Here is a 15,829-nt window from a genome sequence, read left to right on the forward strand (position 1 = left end):
CACTTTTAACAACCAAAAGACGCCATCCCAGTTGAACCTCCGGGTGCCGGGCCGACAGCCGGGCGCCCCCCCCCCCCCCCCGGCGCCCCCCCCCCCCCCCCGCCCCCCCCCGCGTCCGGGCCCGCTACCAGCAGGTTCGCCTTGAGCATGCCGTCACGGAAGCGGTCGAACACCGCCTTCGACGCGGTCAGCCCGAGGTCCCGCAGGTTCATCCGGAGCAGGTAGCGGTGGCCGAGCCAGACGTCGAGGAGACCCTCGATCGCCGCCGCGCGCGGGTCGGCGCCGTCGGCGGCCTTCGTCATGCTCGCTTCGAGGTCGTCCAGGAGCGGTTCGGCCAGCGCCGTCACGATGTCCGCCTTGCCCGGGAAGTGGTACAGCACCGCGGTCTTGGTGACACCGACGCGCTCAGCCAGCTCCCGGACCGACGTCGCATGGAAGCCGCGCTCGGAGAACTCCTCGAGCGCGGCGCGCAGGATCCGGGCCCGGGTGTCGTCGGTCATCGCCCGAGCCTACCCCTTGCCTGACCGTTGGACAGGAGCGTACGGTCGGGACTGACCGATGGTCAGGACCTTGATGGGGGTACACACCATGACCGAGCAGACCGTACTGATCTCCGGCGCGGGCGTCGCCGGGCCTACGCTGGCGTACTGGCTGGCCCGCGCGGGTTTCCGGCCGACCGTGGTCGAGCGCGCCGCCGGGCTGCGCTCGAGCGGCAGTCCCGTCGACGTCCGCGGGCCGGCCGGGCACGTCGCCGACCGGATGGGCATCACCGCCAAGCTGCGCGACGCGGGCACCGCCGTGACGTCGCTGAAGTTCGTCGACGACGCGGGCCGCCGCACCGGCCGCGTCGCGATGGGCGGCGACGGCGGCATCGAGCTGCCGCGCACCGACCTCGCGGCGATCCTGCACGAAGCCGCCCGGGCGGACACGGAGTTCGTCTTCCACGACTCGATCACCGAGCTCCACCAGGACGCCGGCGGCGTCGACGTCACGTTCGAGCGAGGCACTCCGCGACGCTTCGACCTGGTGATCGGCGCGGACGGCCTGCACTCGGGCGTGCGGCGGCTGGCGTTCGGGCCGGAGCACGCGTTCGTCGAGCACATGGGCGTCTACATCGCGACGCTGCCGCTGGCCGAGCCGCCGGCCGACCGCACGGAGCTGGTGATGTACAACTCGCCCGGCCGGGCGGTCGCGGTACACCCGGCGCGCGGCACCGGGATCGCGGCGTTCATGTTCCGCGGCGACGCCGTGCCGGGGTTCGACCACCGCGACTCCGCACTGCACAAGCGCATGCTCGCCGAGGCTTACGAAGGCGCCGGCTGGCGCGTGCCGGAACTGCTGGAGCGCGTGCGCGAGGCGGACGACCTGTACCTGGACTCGGTGAGCCGGGTGCGGATGGGCACCTGGGCGTCGGGCCGGATCGTGCTGGCCGGGGACGCGGCGTCGTGCGTGTCCCTGTTCGGCGACGGCTCGACACTGGCGATGGCGGGCGCGTACACCCTGTCCGAGGAGCTGGGCCGTACCCCGGGCGACGCGGCGTCGGCGTTCCGCCGGTACGAAGCCGAGCACCGGAAGCTGGTGGAACCCAAGCAGCGCAACGTCTCCGCGGCGGCAGCCCTGCTGATCCCGGCCACTCGCGGAGGCCTCGCGGTCCGCAACTTCGGCACGCGGTTGCTGCCCCTGGTCACCGCCGCGCGACGACTGGTGCCCGCTCGAGCCGCTTGACACCGCCTTTGGCTAACCGCTATCTATTGGACCGTCCAAGGGAGGTCGGTCCGTGCAGGACGTCGTGTTGGCGTTGCTGGCCAAGGAGCCGTCGCACGGCTATGACCTGCGGCGGCGGCTCGTGGCGGCGCTCGGGCCGCTGGGCGAGACGCTGAACGTGGGGCAGGTCTACGTGACGCTCACCCGGCTCGAGAAGGCGGGCCTGGTCGTCCAGGAGCGGGAAGACACGCCGGTTCGCGGGCCGCGGCGCAAGGTGTACGCGCTGACCGCGGCCGGGCAGGAGCGGGTCGTCGCGTGGATGGCCGAGGGCGCCGGTCCCAAGGCCGACGTGACGGAGTTCCACCTGAAGCTGGTGGCCGCCGCCGAGTCGGGGCTGGCCGATCCGCTCGCGCTCGTCGACGCGCGGCGGCGGGAGCTGCTCCGCAGCCTCGCCGAGGTCCAGCGCGCCGTCCTCGCCCACGACACGAACTCGGAAGCGGGGCTGCTCCTGGAGGGCATCGCCCTGCGCTGGCAGGCCGAGCTGCGCTGGCTGGAGGCGTGCGAGCGGACCTGGTCCGCCCGCGGGAAAAGCGGAGGAAACGCATGAGCAGGCTGGTCGGAGGCCGCGCGCGGCGGACAGGCGCGGGAGGTCCGGCTCTGCGGCCCGGCGCGGAACCCGTGCTGCGGGCAACCGCCCTCTCGCGGGTGTACGGCCGGGGCGAAAGCCTGGTGCGCGCCGTCGACGGGGTCGACCTCGACGTCCCCGCCGGGCAGACGCTCGCCGTGACCGGACCCAGCGGTTGTGGCAAGTCGACGCTGCTGCAGCTGCTCGGCGGGCTCGACCGGCCCACCGGCGGCCAGGTCCGGCTCGCCGGCCGGCGGATCGACCACCTCGGCGAGCGGGCCCTGGCCGGGCTGCGGCGGCGCGGCATCGGCTTCGTCTTCCAGGACTTCCACCTGATGGACGAACTGTCCGCGGCCGAGAACGTCGAGCTGCCCGCGCTGCTCGCCGGCGCCTCGCCGCGCACCGCGCGCGATCGAGCCGCCGCGATCCTCGACCGGGTCGGGCTCGCCGGCCGGGCCCGGCACCTTCCCTCGGAACTGTCCGGCGGGCAGCGGCAACGGGTCGCCATCGCGCGGGCGCTGGTCAACGAGCCGCTGGTGGTCCTCGCGGACGAGCCCACCGGAAACCTGGACAGCGCCGCGACCCACGACATCCTCCGCCTCTTCGGCGAGCTGCGCGCCGCCGGCCAGACGCTGGTCGTGGTCACCCACGACGAGCGTGTCGCCGCCACCGCCGACCGCGTCGTCTCGCTGCGCGACGGCACGCTCGTCGACGACACCCGGCTCGGCGAAACGACCCCGCTCGGCGCGTTGCTGAGCTGGGAAGGCTGAGCCGTGGGACGTCTGCTGCTGATGTGGCGCCTGGCCGCGCGCGACCTGCGCCGCCGCCCCGGTGAGGCCGCCCTCTTCCTGGTCGCCGTCACGACCGCGACCGCCGCCCTGACCTTGGGCCTGGCGATCGGGACCGCCGTGACGACCGGGTACGAGAACACCCGCGCGGCCACCGCCGGCCCCGACATCACCGCCATCACGACGGCCACGAACCCGTCCGGGGTGGCCCGGCGGATCGCGGAAACGCCCGGGGTGGCCGCACAGGGCGACCCCGTCTTCGCGTTCGACGCCATGGTCGGGCTGCACGGCCGCGCCGCGCACACTTCCATCGAGGGCCGGGAAAGCACGCCGTCCACTGTGGACCGTCCACTGGTGACCGACGGCTCCTGGGTGCGTCCCGGCGGTGCGGTGATCGAACGCGGCTTCGCGGACGTCTTCGGCGTGCACGTCGGTGACAGCGTCACTTTCCGGGAGCGCGCCTACCCGGTCGTCGGCATCGCCATCAGCGCCGCGACCCCGGTGTACCCGTGGAGCGACTGGGCGCAGGGGGCCGGGCCGACCGACCGGGGCGGGCGGATCTGGCTCACCACCGCCGACGCCCACGCGGCGGCCGGCGACGCGGAGATCGTCTACCTCATCCACGTGAAGCTCACCGACCCGGACCGCACCGTCGACTGGCGCGAGACCGATTTCACCGACCGGGGCGCCGCCTGGGTCAACACGCACGACTGGCCGACCGTGCTGCAGGGCGACCGGAACATGATCAGGGACACCCAGCCCACGCTGGTCATCGGTGGCTGGCTGCTCGCCGCCTCCGCGATCGTCACCCTCGCCGCGCTCGCCGCCGTCCGCGCGGGCCGCGACCGCCGGCAGGCCGGGCTGCTCAAGGCCGTCGGGGCCGGGCCGCGGACCGTCGCGGCCGTGCTGCTGGCGCAGTACCTGCTGCCGACCACCGTGGCCACCGCGCTCGGCCTGACCGCCGGGACCCTCGCCGCCCCCGCGCTGGCCAACCCCAGCGCCGGCCTGCTCGTGACGACCGGGCCGCCGAGCGCCGGCACCGTCATCGCCGTGCTCCTCCTCGGCGCGCTCGTGGTCCTGACCGGGACGCTCGGGCCCGTCCTGCAGGCAGCCCGCACGAGTACGGCGGAGTCCCTCGCCGAGCCGGTCACGCGCCGCGCGCGGCTCACCGCCGTGACGGCGTACCTGCCGACCTCGCTCCTGGTCGGTGTCCGGCTGCTCGCCCGCCGGCCCGGCCGCGCCGCCCTGACCGCGCTCGGCACGGCCGCCATCAGCGTCACGGTCTCGGCGCTGCTCGCCTTCCGCATGACGGTCGCCCACGGCACGAGCACCGGGCTGACCGATCCCGCCATGGCGGTGATCAACGCCCGGATCGGCCAGGTCGCCCTCGCTGTCACCTTCGCGCTGGTGGCGCTCTCCACCCTCAACACCCTGTTCGTCGGCTGGAGCAGCGCGGTCCAGGCCCGCCGCGCCCTGGCCGTCACCCGCACCCTCGGCGCGACGCCCGGCCAGGTCGTCACGGCGCTGTGCACCGCTCAGCTCCTGCCCGCCGTGCTCGCGGTGCTGGCCGGGATCCCCGGCGGGATCGGCTTGTACGGCTTCCTGAACCCCAAGTTCGTCGCGCCCCCGGCGTCGTGGCAGCTGCTCGCCGCGCTCGGCGTCCTGCTGGCCGTCGGTGTGCTGACCGCGCTGCCCGCGTGGGCGCACACGCGCCGCCCCGCCGGGCGCGCCCTCGCCTGAGCCGTCACCCGCGGAGCATCGGCGGGTAGAGCAGTTCCGCTTTCCCCCGCCGGTACAACCGGGCCGGGCGCCCGCCGTCGCGGGTGGTCGTCTTGCCGGTCGGCTCCAGCAGTCCCTCGGCGCCGGTCACCTTGCGGTGGAAGTTCCGCGGGTCGAGGCGCGTGTCCCAGACCAGTTCGTACACCCGCCGCAGCTCGGCGACCGTGAACTCCGGGGCGCAGAACGCCGTCGCCAGCGGTGCGTACTCGAGTTTCGCCCGGGCCCGCTCGAGGCCGTCGGCGAGGATCCGGTCGTGGTCGAAGGCCAGGTGTTCGCGCGAAAGCGACCGCACCGGGGTCCAGCGGGCCTCGGCCGCGTCCGTGCCCGCGCGCGGCACGGGCAGGTCCGGGGCCAGCGCCAGGTAGGCGACCGTCACCACCCGCATCCGCGGGTCCCGGTCCGGGGCGCCGTAGCCGGCGAGCTGTTCGATGTGGACGGACCCCGGCGCCAGGCCCGTCTCTTCGGCCAGTTCCCGGCGCGCCGCGTCCGAGAGGTCTTCGTCCTTCCGGACGAACCCGCCGGGCAGCGCCCACTCCCCCCGGTACGGCTCGACTCCCCGCCGCACGACCAGGGCGCACAGCTCGTCCCCGGTCAGCGTGAGCACGACGAGGTCGACGGTGACGGCGAACGGCGGGTGACCCATGCCACCACCCTACCCGCTAATCGTCAGCTTGACGATTAGGCCACCGTCCGCATATCGTCACCTCGACGATAAGACGACAAGAGGAGGGCTCATGGCCGACATCGACCGCCGCTTCGGGTTCCGGCACCTGCGCGGCGCACCCACGGTCCACATCCGCCACTACCGCCGCGGCAAGCTCGCGCACGACGGCGTCGGGCTGTCGTTCTGGTACCGGCCGCTCACCGCGGTCGTCTCGGAGGTCCCGGTCGACGACCGCGAGCTGCCGCTGCTGTTCCACGCCCGCACGGCCGACTTCCAGGACGTCACCGTGCAGCTCGCGCTGACCTTCCGGATCGAGGACCCGGCGCTGGCCGCGCAGCGGATCGACTTCTCCATCGACCCGGACACCGGGCGCTGGAGAAGCGATCCCCTCGCCCAGATCAGCGGGCTGCTCACCGAGAACGTCCAGCAGTACGCCGTCGAGGTCCTGACCCGCACTCCCCTGGAGAACGCGCTGGTCGACGGCGTCCAGGCGGTCCGCGACCGGATCCGCGCCGGGCTCGCCGAAGTCGACACCCGGCTCGCGCAGACCGGCTCGGCCGTGCTCGACGTCCGGGTCGTCGCCATCCGGGCCGAGCCGGAGGTCGAGAAGGCGCTGCAGACGACCGCGCGGGAGAAGGTGCAGCAGGAGGCCGATCGCGCGACCTTCGAGCGGCGCGCGCTGGCCGTCGAACGCGAACGCGCGATCGGCGAGAACGAGCTGCAGAACCAGATCGAGCTGGCCCGCCGCGAAGAGCAGCTGGTCACCCAGCGCGGCGCGAACGCCCGGCGGCAGGCCGAAGAGGCCGCGGCGGCGAACCGGATCGAGACCGAGGCGCAGGCCTTGCGCAGGGAACGCCTGACGCTCGTGGAAGCCGAGGGCAAGCGTGCGCTCGGCGAGGCGGAGGCGGCCGGTGAGGCGGCGCGGCTCGCCGCGTACCGCGACCTGCCCGAGGGCGTGCTGACCGGACTGGCGCTGAAGGAGCTGGCCGGCAACCTGCCGCAGATCGACAGCTTGGTGCTGACGCCCGACCTGCTCACGCCGCTGCTGACGAAGCTGGGCGTGCGGTCGTGAGCCTCGCCCCGCGCGTCGTGCTGGTGCACCGGCGCACCGAGCTGGCCGAGCTGCTCGCCCGGCACGGCACGCGCGGCCAGGCGGAGTTCTTCCTGCGCACGCGCGGCCGTGACCTGGCCGAGGTCACCGAGGCGGACGCCGCCGTGCGCGCGGCGCTCACCGCGGCGTCGGCGGCGATCCCGCTCGACTGGCGCCGCGGCGAGGTCGAACGGGCGGACCTCGACCGGTTCCTGTTCACCCCGGAGGACGTCGTTGTGGCGGTCGGCCAGGACGGCCTGATCGCCAACGTCGCCAAGTACCTCGACGGCCAGCCGGTGATCGGCGTCGCGCCCGGCGCGCCCGGGGTCCTGGTGCGCCACCCGCCCGCCGCCGTCGCGGACCTGGTGCGGTCCACCGGCGACGTCGAACACCGGACGATGGCGGAGCTCACCGCGGACGACGGCCAGCGGCTGCTGGCGCTCAACGAGATCTACCTGGGGCACGCCGGGCACCAGACGGCCCGCTACCGGCTGGGGGTCGGTGGCGGGCCGGCGGAACGCCAGGCGTCGTCGGGGATCCTCGTCGGGACGGGCACCGGCGCGACCGGCTGGTGCGGCTCGGTGTGGCGGGAGCGCGGGAGCGGGCTCCGGCTGCCCGCGCCCGGCGAGGGCCGGCTGGTCTGGTTCGTGCGCGAGGCATGGCCGTCGCCGACGACCGGAACCACGTGCACGGAAGGGGAACTGACGTCGGCGCCGCTGACGGTCGAGGTAGAGTCCGACCGCCTGGTCGCGTTCGGCGACGGCCTCGAGACGGACAGCGTCGCCCTCACCCGGGGTCAGACGGCGACGTTCGTCCCCGCCGCGAAGACTGTCCACTTGGTCCGGTGATCGACTGGGACACAATGCGGCAACGTTGTCACACTCCCGGGGTCCGGCGGTCAGAATGACCTTCTCGCGGAAGATCGAAGGTGGCCGGGATGACAGGCGTCGTGTGGGTGCTCGCCGCGGTGGTGATCGCCGTCGCCGGGTGCGGGGCCGTCGCCGTGCCGCGGCTGCGGGACCGGGACCTGCGCCGGCGGACCGCCTGGTCGGCCGCGCGGGCGGCGATCGAGAGCGCCACCGTGAGCCGGGACGCCGCGGCGGGGACCCGGCCGGAAGCCGAGCAGCTGCTGGCCCGTGCCGAGACCATCGCCGCCGCGCACGGGGGTCCGCGCGCGGCCCGGGCGGCCGAGGACCACGCCCGCCGCGCCGATGCGCTCTGGCAGGAGGCGACCCGTGGTTGAGCGCGCGCGGTGGATCCTGCTCGCCGCGGCCGTCGCCGTCCTGGTGACGTTCCTCCTGGTGCAGAAGCAGAGCACCGACGTCAGCTACGGCCAGGCGCCCGCCGCGAAGGACCCGATCCCGGAGGGTTCGGCCGGCGAGCTGAGCGGCGCGACCGTGCCGTCGGCCGAGCAGCTGACGGCGCTGGTCAAAGCCTCGCCCGTCGTGCGGCTGCCGGGCTCGATCGCGACCTGGGACGACCGGGCCGTGAAAGCCGCGGCGGGCGGCGCCGACGTCCGGATCCTCGTCGCGCCGCCCGGGCTCAAGAAGGAAGACAGCGACCGGGTCCACGACGTCGACGCCGCGACCGTCCGGGTCGTCGGCACCGAGGTCAGCGGCGGCATCCTCCAGGCCTCGGCGGACCGCGCCGACGAGTGGATCCACCAGTTCGCCACCGGCGACGTCACCGAGTCGCTGACCACCCTGATCGCCCACCTGAACCACCAGCCGGAGGCGCCGGACCAGCCCGCGCTCGCGCGGCGCGACCCGACGGCGGCCGAACTGGCCGCCGCGACCGCGGACCTGCGCACCACGGGCCGGTTCGTCGCCCCGGGAGCGACGTTGAAGGACGCGCCCGCGACGACGGCCGCGTTCCCCGGCGCCCAGCCGCTGTACGTCGCCTTGCCACAGCAGCCGGCCGACCGCCCGCTGGTCCACTTCGGACCGGCGCTGGCACGAGAGTTCCCCGGCCGCCCGATCGTGGTCATGTACGGCTCGTGGGTGGAGTACGACGGGCCGTCGGCCGCCGCGTTCGCCGACGTCGCGACGGCCAGCTTCTACGGCCAGTTCGGCGACCGGCTCAGCCAGTACGCCTACCCGCAGCGCAACGTCCTGGGCGCGTGGCTCGACCGCGTCACCGCGATCCGCTACGCCGGGCTGTTCGACCGCCCGCTCCCCTACGTGCCGTTCGACCCCCTCCGGGTCGCGCTGCCCGCGCTGCCGTGGCTGTTCGCGGCCTGCGCGGTCGGGTTCCTCGCCCTGTCCGCGAGCCGGGTGCTGCGGCCCGGACGTCCCGGGACGGGAGCCGGCGTGCCCGCCCGGCTGGCCGGCCTGACCGCGCTCGCCGTCGAGATCTCCGGCCTGACGGACGGCGCTTCCGCCGCGTCGCTCACCCGCGGGATCACTCGGCTGACGGCGGCCCGGGCGGCGTTCGACGAGAACCTGCCGGACAAGCACGTGCACGGCCTCCTCGACGCGGCGGAGTCCGAATTGGACACCACGGCCGGGCTGCTGGGCCGCGCCGACTACCGGCCGGCCGCGTTCCTGCAGGGGAGGCTCGCGTGAAACGGTTCTTCGGCAGCGCCTTCGGCGTCGCGGTGCTCGGCTGCCTGGTCCTGGCGGGCTGGGCGGTCTGGTCCGCGGGGGTGTTCGACGGCCCCGTCGCGCGGCAGCTGCGGACGTCGTCGGTGTACGTAGCACCCGGGGTCGCGCTCGACCAGGCGGCCGCGGAGCGCGTGATCGGCAACCGGCGGCTCACGGTCGCGTTCCTCGCACCGGGTACCGACCTGAGCGACGCGTGCGACAGCGTGTCCGGCGCGGCCGACGGCACCCTGGCCCTCATGCTGAGCCGCGACGGCGACGACTTCGACAAGTACGGCTGTTCCCAACTGCCCGGCAATGACGACGAGAACTTCGGCAAGGGGTTCGTCGCGGAGTCGATGATCGGCACCGGCATCGACGCGTTCACCGACCGCCCGGTCGAGGCGCTGAAGGTGGCGGTCGTCAACTACGACCTGCTGGTGCGCTCCGGGGCGATCCCCGACGGCGGCCGCACGGTCAGCCCGTCGTTTCCTCGGTATCTCGTCGCGGCGGCCGCGGTCGGGGCGGTGTTCCTGGGTGCGGCCGCGCTGTACCTGGCCTCCCGCCGGGCCACCCGGACGGCCCTGCGGCGCCGCGAACGCCGGGACGCCGAGGCGGACGCGCGGACCGAGCTGGCCGCGGCCGCGGCCGTGCTGGCCCAGGAGATCATCGACCTGGACAAGCGCTACGCGCGCGACAAGGGCAAGAGCAAGTTCGCGCGCGGCTACCGGCGCCTGGTCTCGGACTACACGAACCTGCTGCCGGACCTCGGCAGCGAGACCCCGAAGCTCCGGACCCGGGTCGAAGAGCTGCTGACCCGGGCCCGGAAGCTGGCCGCTCAGGTGCCGTAGCGGGACTTCACGATCGACGGCGTGTCGAGGTTGTGCCCCGCGTCCATGCTCTGCGCCAGCCGGAGGTACTGGCCCTCGGCCCACATCAGCGGCCCCGCGCTGCCGGTCGGGCGGCCCAGGCCGAAGCACCCGACGTCGGCACGGTCCCAGACCTGCTCGGGCACGAAGTACCCGTCGTTGGCCGAGTCCGCCATGGACTTCAGGTACACCGCCGCCGAGCGGCCGTTGGCGAGCTCGTACTGCCCCCGCTCCCCCGACAGCACCGGCCACAGCCGCCCGAACCGCTGGCTGCCGCCCGCGGGCCAGCCGTTGCAGGTCGAGGTGCTCTCGCCGTAGTTGTCGTGCGGGTAGCGGTGGAAGTAGACGTCACCGTTCGGCAGCGTCACCTGCATCGCCGCGTTGCCGTCGGACGCGGCGGCCGTCGGTGCGACGGAGTTCGCGATCGTGGTGTCGCCAGCCGGGCGGATGCCCAGGCGCACCAGGTCGAGGAACCCGAAGTCGGTGACGTCGTGCTCGTAGAAGCAGCCTTCGTCGAAGCAGATCGTGCCGGTGTCGTTCGGGTTGCCGCTGCGGTCCAGGCGTTCGTAGTAGGTGTGCCCGCCCCAGTAGCCGGACGTCGTGACCGTCCAGCCGGCCAGGGAGTTGCGCCAGGAGTCCGCTGTGGACTCCCACGACGTCGCGCTCGCGGTGTCGCCGTTGGCCCGGGCGATGGCGCCCGCGGCGATCAGCCCGGCGATCTCGGCGGCCACCGACGACGGCGACTTGCCGTACTGCTCCTCCCACCGCTCGGTGGTGTCCGGACCGGTCGCGGTGAGGTGGTTCGCCGTCGTCTTGACCTTGGCGTACGTCGAGGCATCGGTGAGGCCGGTCAGCCACGCGAGCAGGATCGCGTCGGCGTCCTGGTCGAGCTGTTCGCAGCAGCCGAGCTGCTGGGGGCTCGCCCCGGCGACGCCGGAAACCGGGCTGTAGCGCGGGAAGGACCCCGCCGGGTACGTCATGCCGTCGCCCGCGGTCGGGCTGCCGATCCACTGCGAGTTCCAGAGGAACTGGGCCATCCGCTTGGCCTGCGCGGTGTCGCCGGCGGCCAGGAGGCCGGTCGCCTGCTGGTAGAGGTCGCGGCCCCAGACGCGGTGGTAGCCGTCGTTGAGCTGGTCGCCGTTGGTGAAGTTGCCCCACGGCGTCGCCAGGCCCGCGACGCTCGCGCCCGGGTGCTGCTTGTCCTCCGCGGTCTTGAGCGCCATCGCCGCGACGTAGTAGGCGCGACGCCGCTGGGTGTCCCCGGAAACGCTGGCGGGCGCCGGTTTCAGGCCACCCACGTACGAGTTCCAGCCGGACCGGTAGCTTGCCGCGACCGTGGTGAACCCGCTGCTCAGCGCCCCGCTTGCCGCTGAGGACGCGGCCGCCGCAGTGCCGCCGTAGCCGAGGGCGACGGTGAACGTCGTGTCCGCGCCGACCGGGATCTGTCCACATTGGACGACGTTGCCGGTGCCGGAGACGTTGTCGAACTGGTTGTTCAGGGTCTTGTCGGCGCGCAGGTCGACCAGGCAGTCGCTGGCCGCGCCGCTGTAGCCGTTGTCGTGCGCGGTGAAGCCAGTCGAGACGCGCAGTGCGGAGACGACCGTGGTGGCCGTGCCGCCGAACAGTGTCTCGGTGCCGCTGGAGAGGAGGCCGTTGCCGTCCCACCAGGCGTTGTCGTTGGCGCCGCCGCCGGCCATGGACGGGTTGGCCAGGAGATAGAGTCGGTAGGTGCCGCCGTCGAGGGATTGGAAGCGGGTGTTGCGGACGAGCGTGGAGCGGGCCGGGTCGGTGACGTAGTCGGTGGTGATGCGGTACTTCCCGCTCTTGGCGGTGTTGGTGACCGTGTACTGGAGGGCCTTCTCGTCGGGCATGGTCACGACGTGGTTGGTGGCGTCGCGTTCTACGTCCACGAAGCTGGTGCCGTCGGTGATGACGAACTGCATGTCCTGCATGTTCGGGACGTCGGCGCGCGGGTAGAAGACCTCGGATGTGACGCCGTCGGCGATGGTGAACCAGACTGGGCTGGTCGTCGTCGTTGAGGTCCCGAGGGCTGATTTGTTGCCGGTCGCCCAGGACGCTCCGCTGCCGCAGCAGTCGGTTGCCGTGCCGGTCGCCAGTGCTGTGCCGGGTAGTGCGCCGGCCAGTAGGACTCCTGCTCCGGCGCAGGCCAGGACCGCTTTCCATCTGATCATCGGGACCCTCCGACGGCATTGTCGTCAATATGTTGTGGGCGGCAACATATTGGGCTACGTGTCGGTGACAGGCAATGTCCGATCGGGCTGGATCGATCCAGTCCTCGGCTGAATGGCTCAAGGGAAAGTCTTCCTCTCCGCCACCCCGAAGCCTGATTGTGACTACGGCCGACAACACCGCGTCAAGGCGGGAAAGATGCCTTGACCCGGCGCTGCCGGCCGTGTTCTGGCTTCGGATCGGGGTTGCGGGGGGTCTGGGTTCCGGTCTTCCTGGGTTGGTCTCTTACGCGTCGGCTAAGCGGTCCAGCCACTCCGCCAGTAAGACCCGCTCGGCTTTGGACAGCACTGCCGCGCCGTCGAGACCTGCACGCAGCGCTATCGCGCGCTCTGGTAGGTCGGAGCCGGCTGGCTTCTCGGTGCCCGTGAGGATTCGGCTCAGGACCGTCTCGCGGGCCGTTGCCGACAGCTCTGGGTCTCGCTCCGCCTCCGGCGTTGCGATCTGGGTCAGCACCACGCCCATGCCTGTCGCGTGCACTAGCCTCGCCGCGCGTTCGACGCTCACTCGCAGGCGGCCCGCCTCCGCGACTCGCGAGACGATGCTCCGCAGCATCGACTCCGCCTCCTGCGCCGCCGGGGAGGTGCGGCCTGGGCGCGCGTCGCCGTACATCAGCACGTAGAACTCCGGGCGGGCCAGCCCGAATTCGACGTGCAGGTCCCAGCCGCGGCGGAGGTCCTCGACCGCGTCGCCCGTGGATCCCAGCTCGCGCTTGCTCGCCAGGTACTCGTCGAACCCGTACGCGGCCACCGCGTCCAGCAGGCCGTCCTTGTCGCCGAAGAGGCGGTAGAGCGCAGGTGGCTGGACGCCCGCCGCCGCGCTCACCGCTCGCGTCGAGAGACCGTCGCGCCCCTCCGCCACCAGCAGCGCGGCTGCCGCCTCGAGGATCCGCTCTCGGGTGTCCACTGCCGTCTTCGTCGCCATGGTTCCGATGATAACAAATACCGAGTAGCACTTGTTCGGTATCGATGATACGGTCTGTCGGGTAACAACGGAAACAGGGAGAACTCATGCACACCCGCACCCTCGGCCGGACCGGTCCGGCCGTCAGCGCCCTCGGCCTCGGCCTGATGGGCATGTCCGACCTGTACGGCCCGGCCGACGAGACCGAGTCGGTCGCGACGATCCACGCCGCCCTCGACGCCGGCGTCACGCTGCTCGACACCGGCGACTTCTACGGCATGGGCCACAACGAGCTGCTCCTGCGCGACGCACTCCGCGGCCGCAACCGCGACAAGGCCGTGATCAGCGTCAAGTTCGGTGCGCTACGCGGCCCGGACGGCTCCTGGCTCGGCAACGACAGCCGCCCGGCGGCGGTCAAGACGTTCCTCGCCTACAGCCTGCGCCGCCTCGGCACCGACCACATCGACGTCTACCGGCCGGCCCGGCTCGACCCGGCGGTGCCGATCGAAGACCAGGTCGGCGCGCTGGCCGAGCTGGTCCGGGCCGGCTACGTCCGGCACATCGGTCTCTCCGAGGTCGGCGCGGAGACGCTGCGACGGGCCGCCGCCGTGCACCCGATCTCCGACCTGCAGATCGAATATTCGCTGCTCTCCCGAGGGATCGAAGCGGACATCCTGCCGGTGGCCCGGGAGCTGGGCATCGGCGTCACGGCGTACGGCGTTCTCTCGCGCGGCCTGCTCAGCGGCCACTGGACGCCGTCGCGCGAGCTGGCCGCGGGTGACTTCCGCGGCCACAGCCCGCGGTTCCAGGGCGAGAACCTCGACCGCAACCTGGCGCTGACCGATGCCCTCGGCAAGCTCGCCGCGGGCAAGGGCGTCACGACCGCGCAGCTCGCCATCGGGTGGGTCGCCGCGCAGGGCGAGGACATCGTCCCGCTGGTGGGCGCCCGCACCCGCGCCCGGCTGGCCGAGTCCCTGGGCACCGCCGACGTCGAGCTGACGGCCGAGGACCTGGCCGCGATCGAGGCCGCCGTCCCGGCCGGCGCCGCGGCCGGCGACCGCTACGCCGCCGCCCAGCTCGACCACCTGGACAGCGAAAAGTAGGTCACCGCCCGAGGTGGTCGACTGCGACGCGGTGGGCGAGGCGCCGCAGGAGGGGTGCCGCCTCCGCCATGCACCGCGCCGGGTCCGGTTCGAGGTCGGTCAGCGCGTACGCGGCCGAAATGCCCGCCTGGGCCAGCTCCACAGTGGACAGCTGACAGCGTCCGGACACCGCGACGCACGGGATGCCCTTGGCCGCCGCGGCCCGGGCCACTCCGGCCGGAGCCTTGCCGGACAACGTCTGCCGGTCCAGGGAACCCTCGCCGGTGACGACCAGCGACGCTCCGGACAGCGCCGCGTCGAACCCGAGCAGGTCGAGCAGCAGCTCGATGCCCGGGCGCACCCGGGCGCCCAGCACGGCCATCGCGGCGAAGCCCACTCCCCCGGCGGCTCCGGCGCCCGGCCGCTCGGCGAACTCCGGCCCGGCGACCGAGGCCCAATGTCGCAGTGCCGAATCGAGGGTCTCGACGTCGTCGGGGGACGCACCCTTCTGCGGTCCGTATACGAACGCTGCCCCACGCAGCCCGTACAGCGGGTTGTCGACGTCACTCGCCAGCTCGATGTCCACTTCGGACATGTCCAGTTCGGACAGCTCCAGCGACGCGAGCCGGGACAGGGCGGCGCCGCCGGGTGGGAGGTCCCGCCCGGCGGTGTCCAGCAGCCGGGCCCCCAGTGCGGCCAGCATGCCCGCACCGCCGTCGGTGCAGGCGCTGCCGCCCACGCCGAGCACGATCCGGCGGCACCCCGCCCGCACCGCGGCCGCGAGTACGTCGCCGGTGCCGGCGCTGGTCGCGGTGAGCGGCGCCGGCGTCCCGGGCAGCCGGTGCAGCCCGGATGCCTCCGCCAACTCGACGACGGCGGTGTCCCCGCGGACCGCGTAGGACGCCGTCACCGGAACGCCGGTCGGGCCGCGGGCCGGGACTCGCACACGCCGGAATCCGGCGGCGACGGCGGCGTCCACCGTGCCGTCGCCGCCGTCGGCCACCGGGAGGGCCTGCACCGCGAGCGCGGGGTGGACGTCGGCGAGGCCGGCAGCCACCGCCGACGCCACCTCGGCCGCGGTCAGCGACCCCTTGAACTTGTCCGGTGCGACCAGCACCCTCACGCGCTCGCCCGGTACGCGCGCCAGTCGCCGATCTCGGTGATGTCCCGCAGGGCGACGTGCGAGGTGTAGGGCCGCCGCAGCAGCATCGCGAACGCCGAGCTGCCGTCTTCCAGCTCCACCACACCCAGTTCCAGCTCGTGCGGCTCGGACGGGAGTACCTTGTCCCGCAACGAATCCAGCGAAACGTCGTAGACCTCGCCGGTGACCGCCGCCCCGCCGTGCGACACCGGGTACAGCGCCGGGCACTGCTCCCCGACGGCGTAGAACCGGTACTTCGGCGCGGTCTTCGCCGCCGAGACGAACGGGGAACCTTCCAGGAGGTGGTGCAGTGGCTCGCCGCGCATGGCGCCGCCGTTGAAGAACATCAGGGTCACGG

General features: G+C 73.3%; 16 protein-coding genes. 10 read left to right on the forward strand and 6 right to left on the reverse strand.

Annotated features, from left to right (window positions below; translation table 11 throughout):
* Positions 1-5: 5 nt before the first annotated feature.
* Positions 6-500 (reverse strand): helix-turn-helix domain-containing protein, encoded by a 495-nt coding sequence (locus tag AB0C38_RS46750; protein ID WP_360687184.1) that lies wholly within the window; start codon positions 498-500, stop codon positions 6-8.
* A gap of 88 nt (positions 501-588) precedes the next feature.
* On the opposite strand from AB0C38_RS46750, the gene AB0C38_RS46755 reads away from it, so the two are divergent.
* Genes AB0C38_RS46755 through AB0C38_RS46770 form a run of 4 tightly spaced genes read left to right on the forward strand, consistent with a single transcriptional unit; the run spans position 589 to position 4,857 of the window.
* The gene (locus tag AB0C38_RS46755; RefSeq protein WP_360687186.1) at positions 589-1,725 is read left to right on the forward strand and encodes an FAD-dependent monooxygenase; all 1,137 of its coding nucleotides are present in this window, start codon (positions 589-591) and stop codon (positions 1,723-1,725) included.
* 52 nt (positions 1,726-1,777) lie between these two features.
* Positions 1,778-2,311 (forward strand): PadR family transcriptional regulator, encoded by a 534-nt coding sequence (locus tag AB0C38_RS46760; RefSeq protein ID WP_360687189.1) that lies wholly within the window; start codon positions 1,778-1,780, stop codon positions 2,309-2,311.
* A complete protein-coding gene (locus AB0C38_RS46765; protein WP_360687192.1) occupies positions 2,308-3,099 on the forward strand; it encodes an ABC transporter ATP-binding protein in 792 nt (263 codons plus the stop codon). The genes AB0C38_RS46760 and AB0C38_RS46765 overlap by 4 nt, the downstream gene beginning before the upstream one ends.
* A gap of 3 nt (positions 3,100-3,102) precedes the next feature.
* Positions 3,103-4,857, forward strand: coding sequence for an ABC transporter permease (locus AB0C38_RS46770; RefSeq protein ID WP_360687195.1), 1,755 nt, complete (start codon positions 3,103-3,105; stop codon positions 4,855-4,857).
* 4 nt (positions 4,858-4,861) lie between these two features.
* Here the strand turns inward: AB0C38_RS46770 and AB0C38_RS46775 are convergent, their stop codons facing one another.
* Entirely contained in the window at positions 4,862-5,539 is a 678-nt protein-coding gene (locus tag AB0C38_RS46775) for an NUDIX domain-containing protein (RefSeq protein ID WP_360687198.1), read from the reverse strand.
* A 91-nt stretch (positions 5,540-5,630) separates the two neighbouring features.
* On the opposite strand from AB0C38_RS46775, the gene AB0C38_RS46780 reads away from it, so the two are divergent.
* The 5 genes from AB0C38_RS46780 (at position 5,631) to AB0C38_RS46800 (ending at position 10,080) form a co-directional block, all read left to right on the forward strand.
* Entirely contained in the window at positions 5,631-6,632 is a 1,002-nt protein-coding gene (locus AB0C38_RS46780; RefSeq protein ID WP_360687201.1) for an SPFH domain-containing protein, read from the forward strand.
* Positions 6,629-7,498: a hypothetical protein gene (locus AB0C38_RS46785; RefSeq protein ID WP_360687204.1), complete on the forward strand. Its 870-nt coding sequence runs from the start codon at positions 6,629-6,631 to the stop codon at positions 7,496-7,498. Before AB0C38_RS46780 ends, AB0C38_RS46785 begins: the two co-directional genes overlap by 4 nt.
* A gap of 89 nt (positions 7,499-7,587) precedes the next feature.
* Positions 7,588-7,893, forward strand: coding sequence for a DUF6403 family protein (locus AB0C38_RS46790; protein WP_360687207.1), 306 nt, complete (start codon positions 7,588-7,590; stop codon positions 7,891-7,893).
* Positions 7,886-9,214, forward strand: a complete 1,329-nt coding sequence (locus AB0C38_RS46795; RefSeq protein WP_360687210.1) for a hypothetical protein — start codon at positions 7,886-7,888, stop codon at positions 9,212-9,214. Before AB0C38_RS46790 ends, AB0C38_RS46795 begins: the two co-directional genes overlap by 8 nt.
* Complete coding sequence (locus AB0C38_RS46800) at positions 9,211-10,080, forward strand: hypothetical protein (RefSeq protein WP_360687213.1); 870 nt, start codon at positions 9,211-9,213, stop codon at positions 10,078-10,080. The genes AB0C38_RS46795 and AB0C38_RS46800 overlap by 4 nt, the downstream gene beginning before the upstream one ends.
* Here AB0C38_RS46800 and AB0C38_RS46805 read toward each other — a convergent pair.
* Positions 10,068-12,290 carry a glycoside hydrolase family 15 protein gene (locus tag AB0C38_RS46805; RefSeq protein ID WP_360687216.1) on the reverse strand — a complete coding sequence of 741 codons (2,223 nt, stop codon included), beginning with the start codon at positions 12,288-12,290 and terminating at the stop codon, positions 10,068-10,070. The genes AB0C38_RS46800 and AB0C38_RS46805 overlap by 13 nt on opposite strands.
* Positions 12,291-12,573: 283 nt before the next feature.
* Complete coding sequence (locus tag AB0C38_RS46810; protein ID WP_360687219.1) at positions 12,574-13,269, reverse strand: TetR/AcrR family transcriptional regulator; 696 nt, start codon at positions 13,267-13,269, stop codon at positions 12,574-12,576.
* Positions 13,270-13,355: 86 nt separating this feature from the next.
* On the opposite strand from AB0C38_RS46810, the gene AB0C38_RS46815 reads away from it, so the two are divergent.
* Positions 13,356-14,351: an aldo/keto reductase gene (locus AB0C38_RS46815; RefSeq protein ID WP_360687222.1), complete on the forward strand. Its 996-nt coding sequence runs from the start codon at positions 13,356-13,358 to the stop codon at positions 14,349-14,351.
* Between the two features lies 1 nt (position 14,352).
* Here the strand turns inward: AB0C38_RS46815 and AB0C38_RS46820 are convergent, their stop codons facing one another.
* Both AB0C38_RS46820 and AB0C38_RS46825 read right to left on the reverse strand, forming a co-directional pair.
* On the reverse strand, positions 14,353-15,453 hold the full coding sequence (locus AB0C38_RS46820) for a glycerate kinase (protein ID WP_360687224.1): 1,101 nt from the start codon (positions 15,451-15,453) through the stop codon (positions 14,353-14,355).
* Positions 15,450-15,827 carry a gamma-glutamylcyclotransferase gene (locus AB0C38_RS46825; protein ID WP_360687227.1) on the reverse strand — a complete coding sequence of 126 codons (378 nt, stop codon included), beginning with the start codon at positions 15,825-15,827 and terminating at the stop codon, positions 15,450-15,452. Before AB0C38_RS46825 ends, AB0C38_RS46820 begins: the two co-directional genes overlap by 4 nt.
* Between the last annotated feature and the right edge of the window lie 2 nt (positions 15,828-15,829).

Source organism: Amycolatopsis sp. NPDC048633, assembly GCF_040650695.1.
Classification (GTDB): Bacteria; Actinomycetota; Actinomycetes; order Mycobacteriales; family Pseudonocardiaceae; genus Amycolatopsis.

Excerpts from the sequence above, each read along its gene's own strand:
- AB0C38_RS46815 (WP_360687222.1), top strand. The coding sequence starts at position 13,356 with ATGCACACCCGCACCCTCGGCCGGACCGGTCCGGCCGTCAGCGCCCTC.
- AB0C38_RS46780 (WP_360687201.1), top strand. The coding sequence starts at position 5,631 with ATGGCCGACATCGACCGCCGCTTCGGGTTCCGGCACCTGCGCGGCGCA.
- AB0C38_RS46765 (WP_360687192.1), top strand. The coding sequence starts at position 2,308 with ATGAGCAGGCTGGTCGGAGGCCGCGCGCGGCGGACAGGCGCGGGAGGT.
- AB0C38_RS46750 (WP_360687184.1), bottom strand. The coding sequence starts at position 500 with ATGACCGACGACACCCGGGCCCGGATCCTGCGCGCCGCGCTCGAGGAG.
- AB0C38_RS46805 (WP_360687216.1), bottom strand. The coding sequence starts at position 12,290 with ATGATCAGATGGAAAGCGGTCCTGGCCTGCGCCGGAGCAGGAGTCCTA.
- AB0C38_RS46810 (WP_360687219.1), bottom strand. The coding sequence starts at position 13,269 with ATGGCGACGAAGACGGCAGTGGACACCCGAGAGCGGATCCTCGAGGCG.
- AB0C38_RS46775 (WP_360687198.1), bottom strand. The coding sequence starts at position 5,539 with ATGGGTCACCCGCCGTTCGCCGTCACCGTCGACCTCGTCGTGCTCACG.
- AB0C38_RS46790 (WP_360687207.1), top strand. The coding sequence starts at position 7,588 with ATGACAGGCGTCGTGTGGGTGCTCGCCGCGGTGGTGATCGCCGTCGCC.
- AB0C38_RS46755 (WP_360687186.1), top strand. The coding sequence starts at position 589 with ATGACCGAGCAGACCGTACTGATCTCCGGCGCGGGCGTCGCCGGGCCT.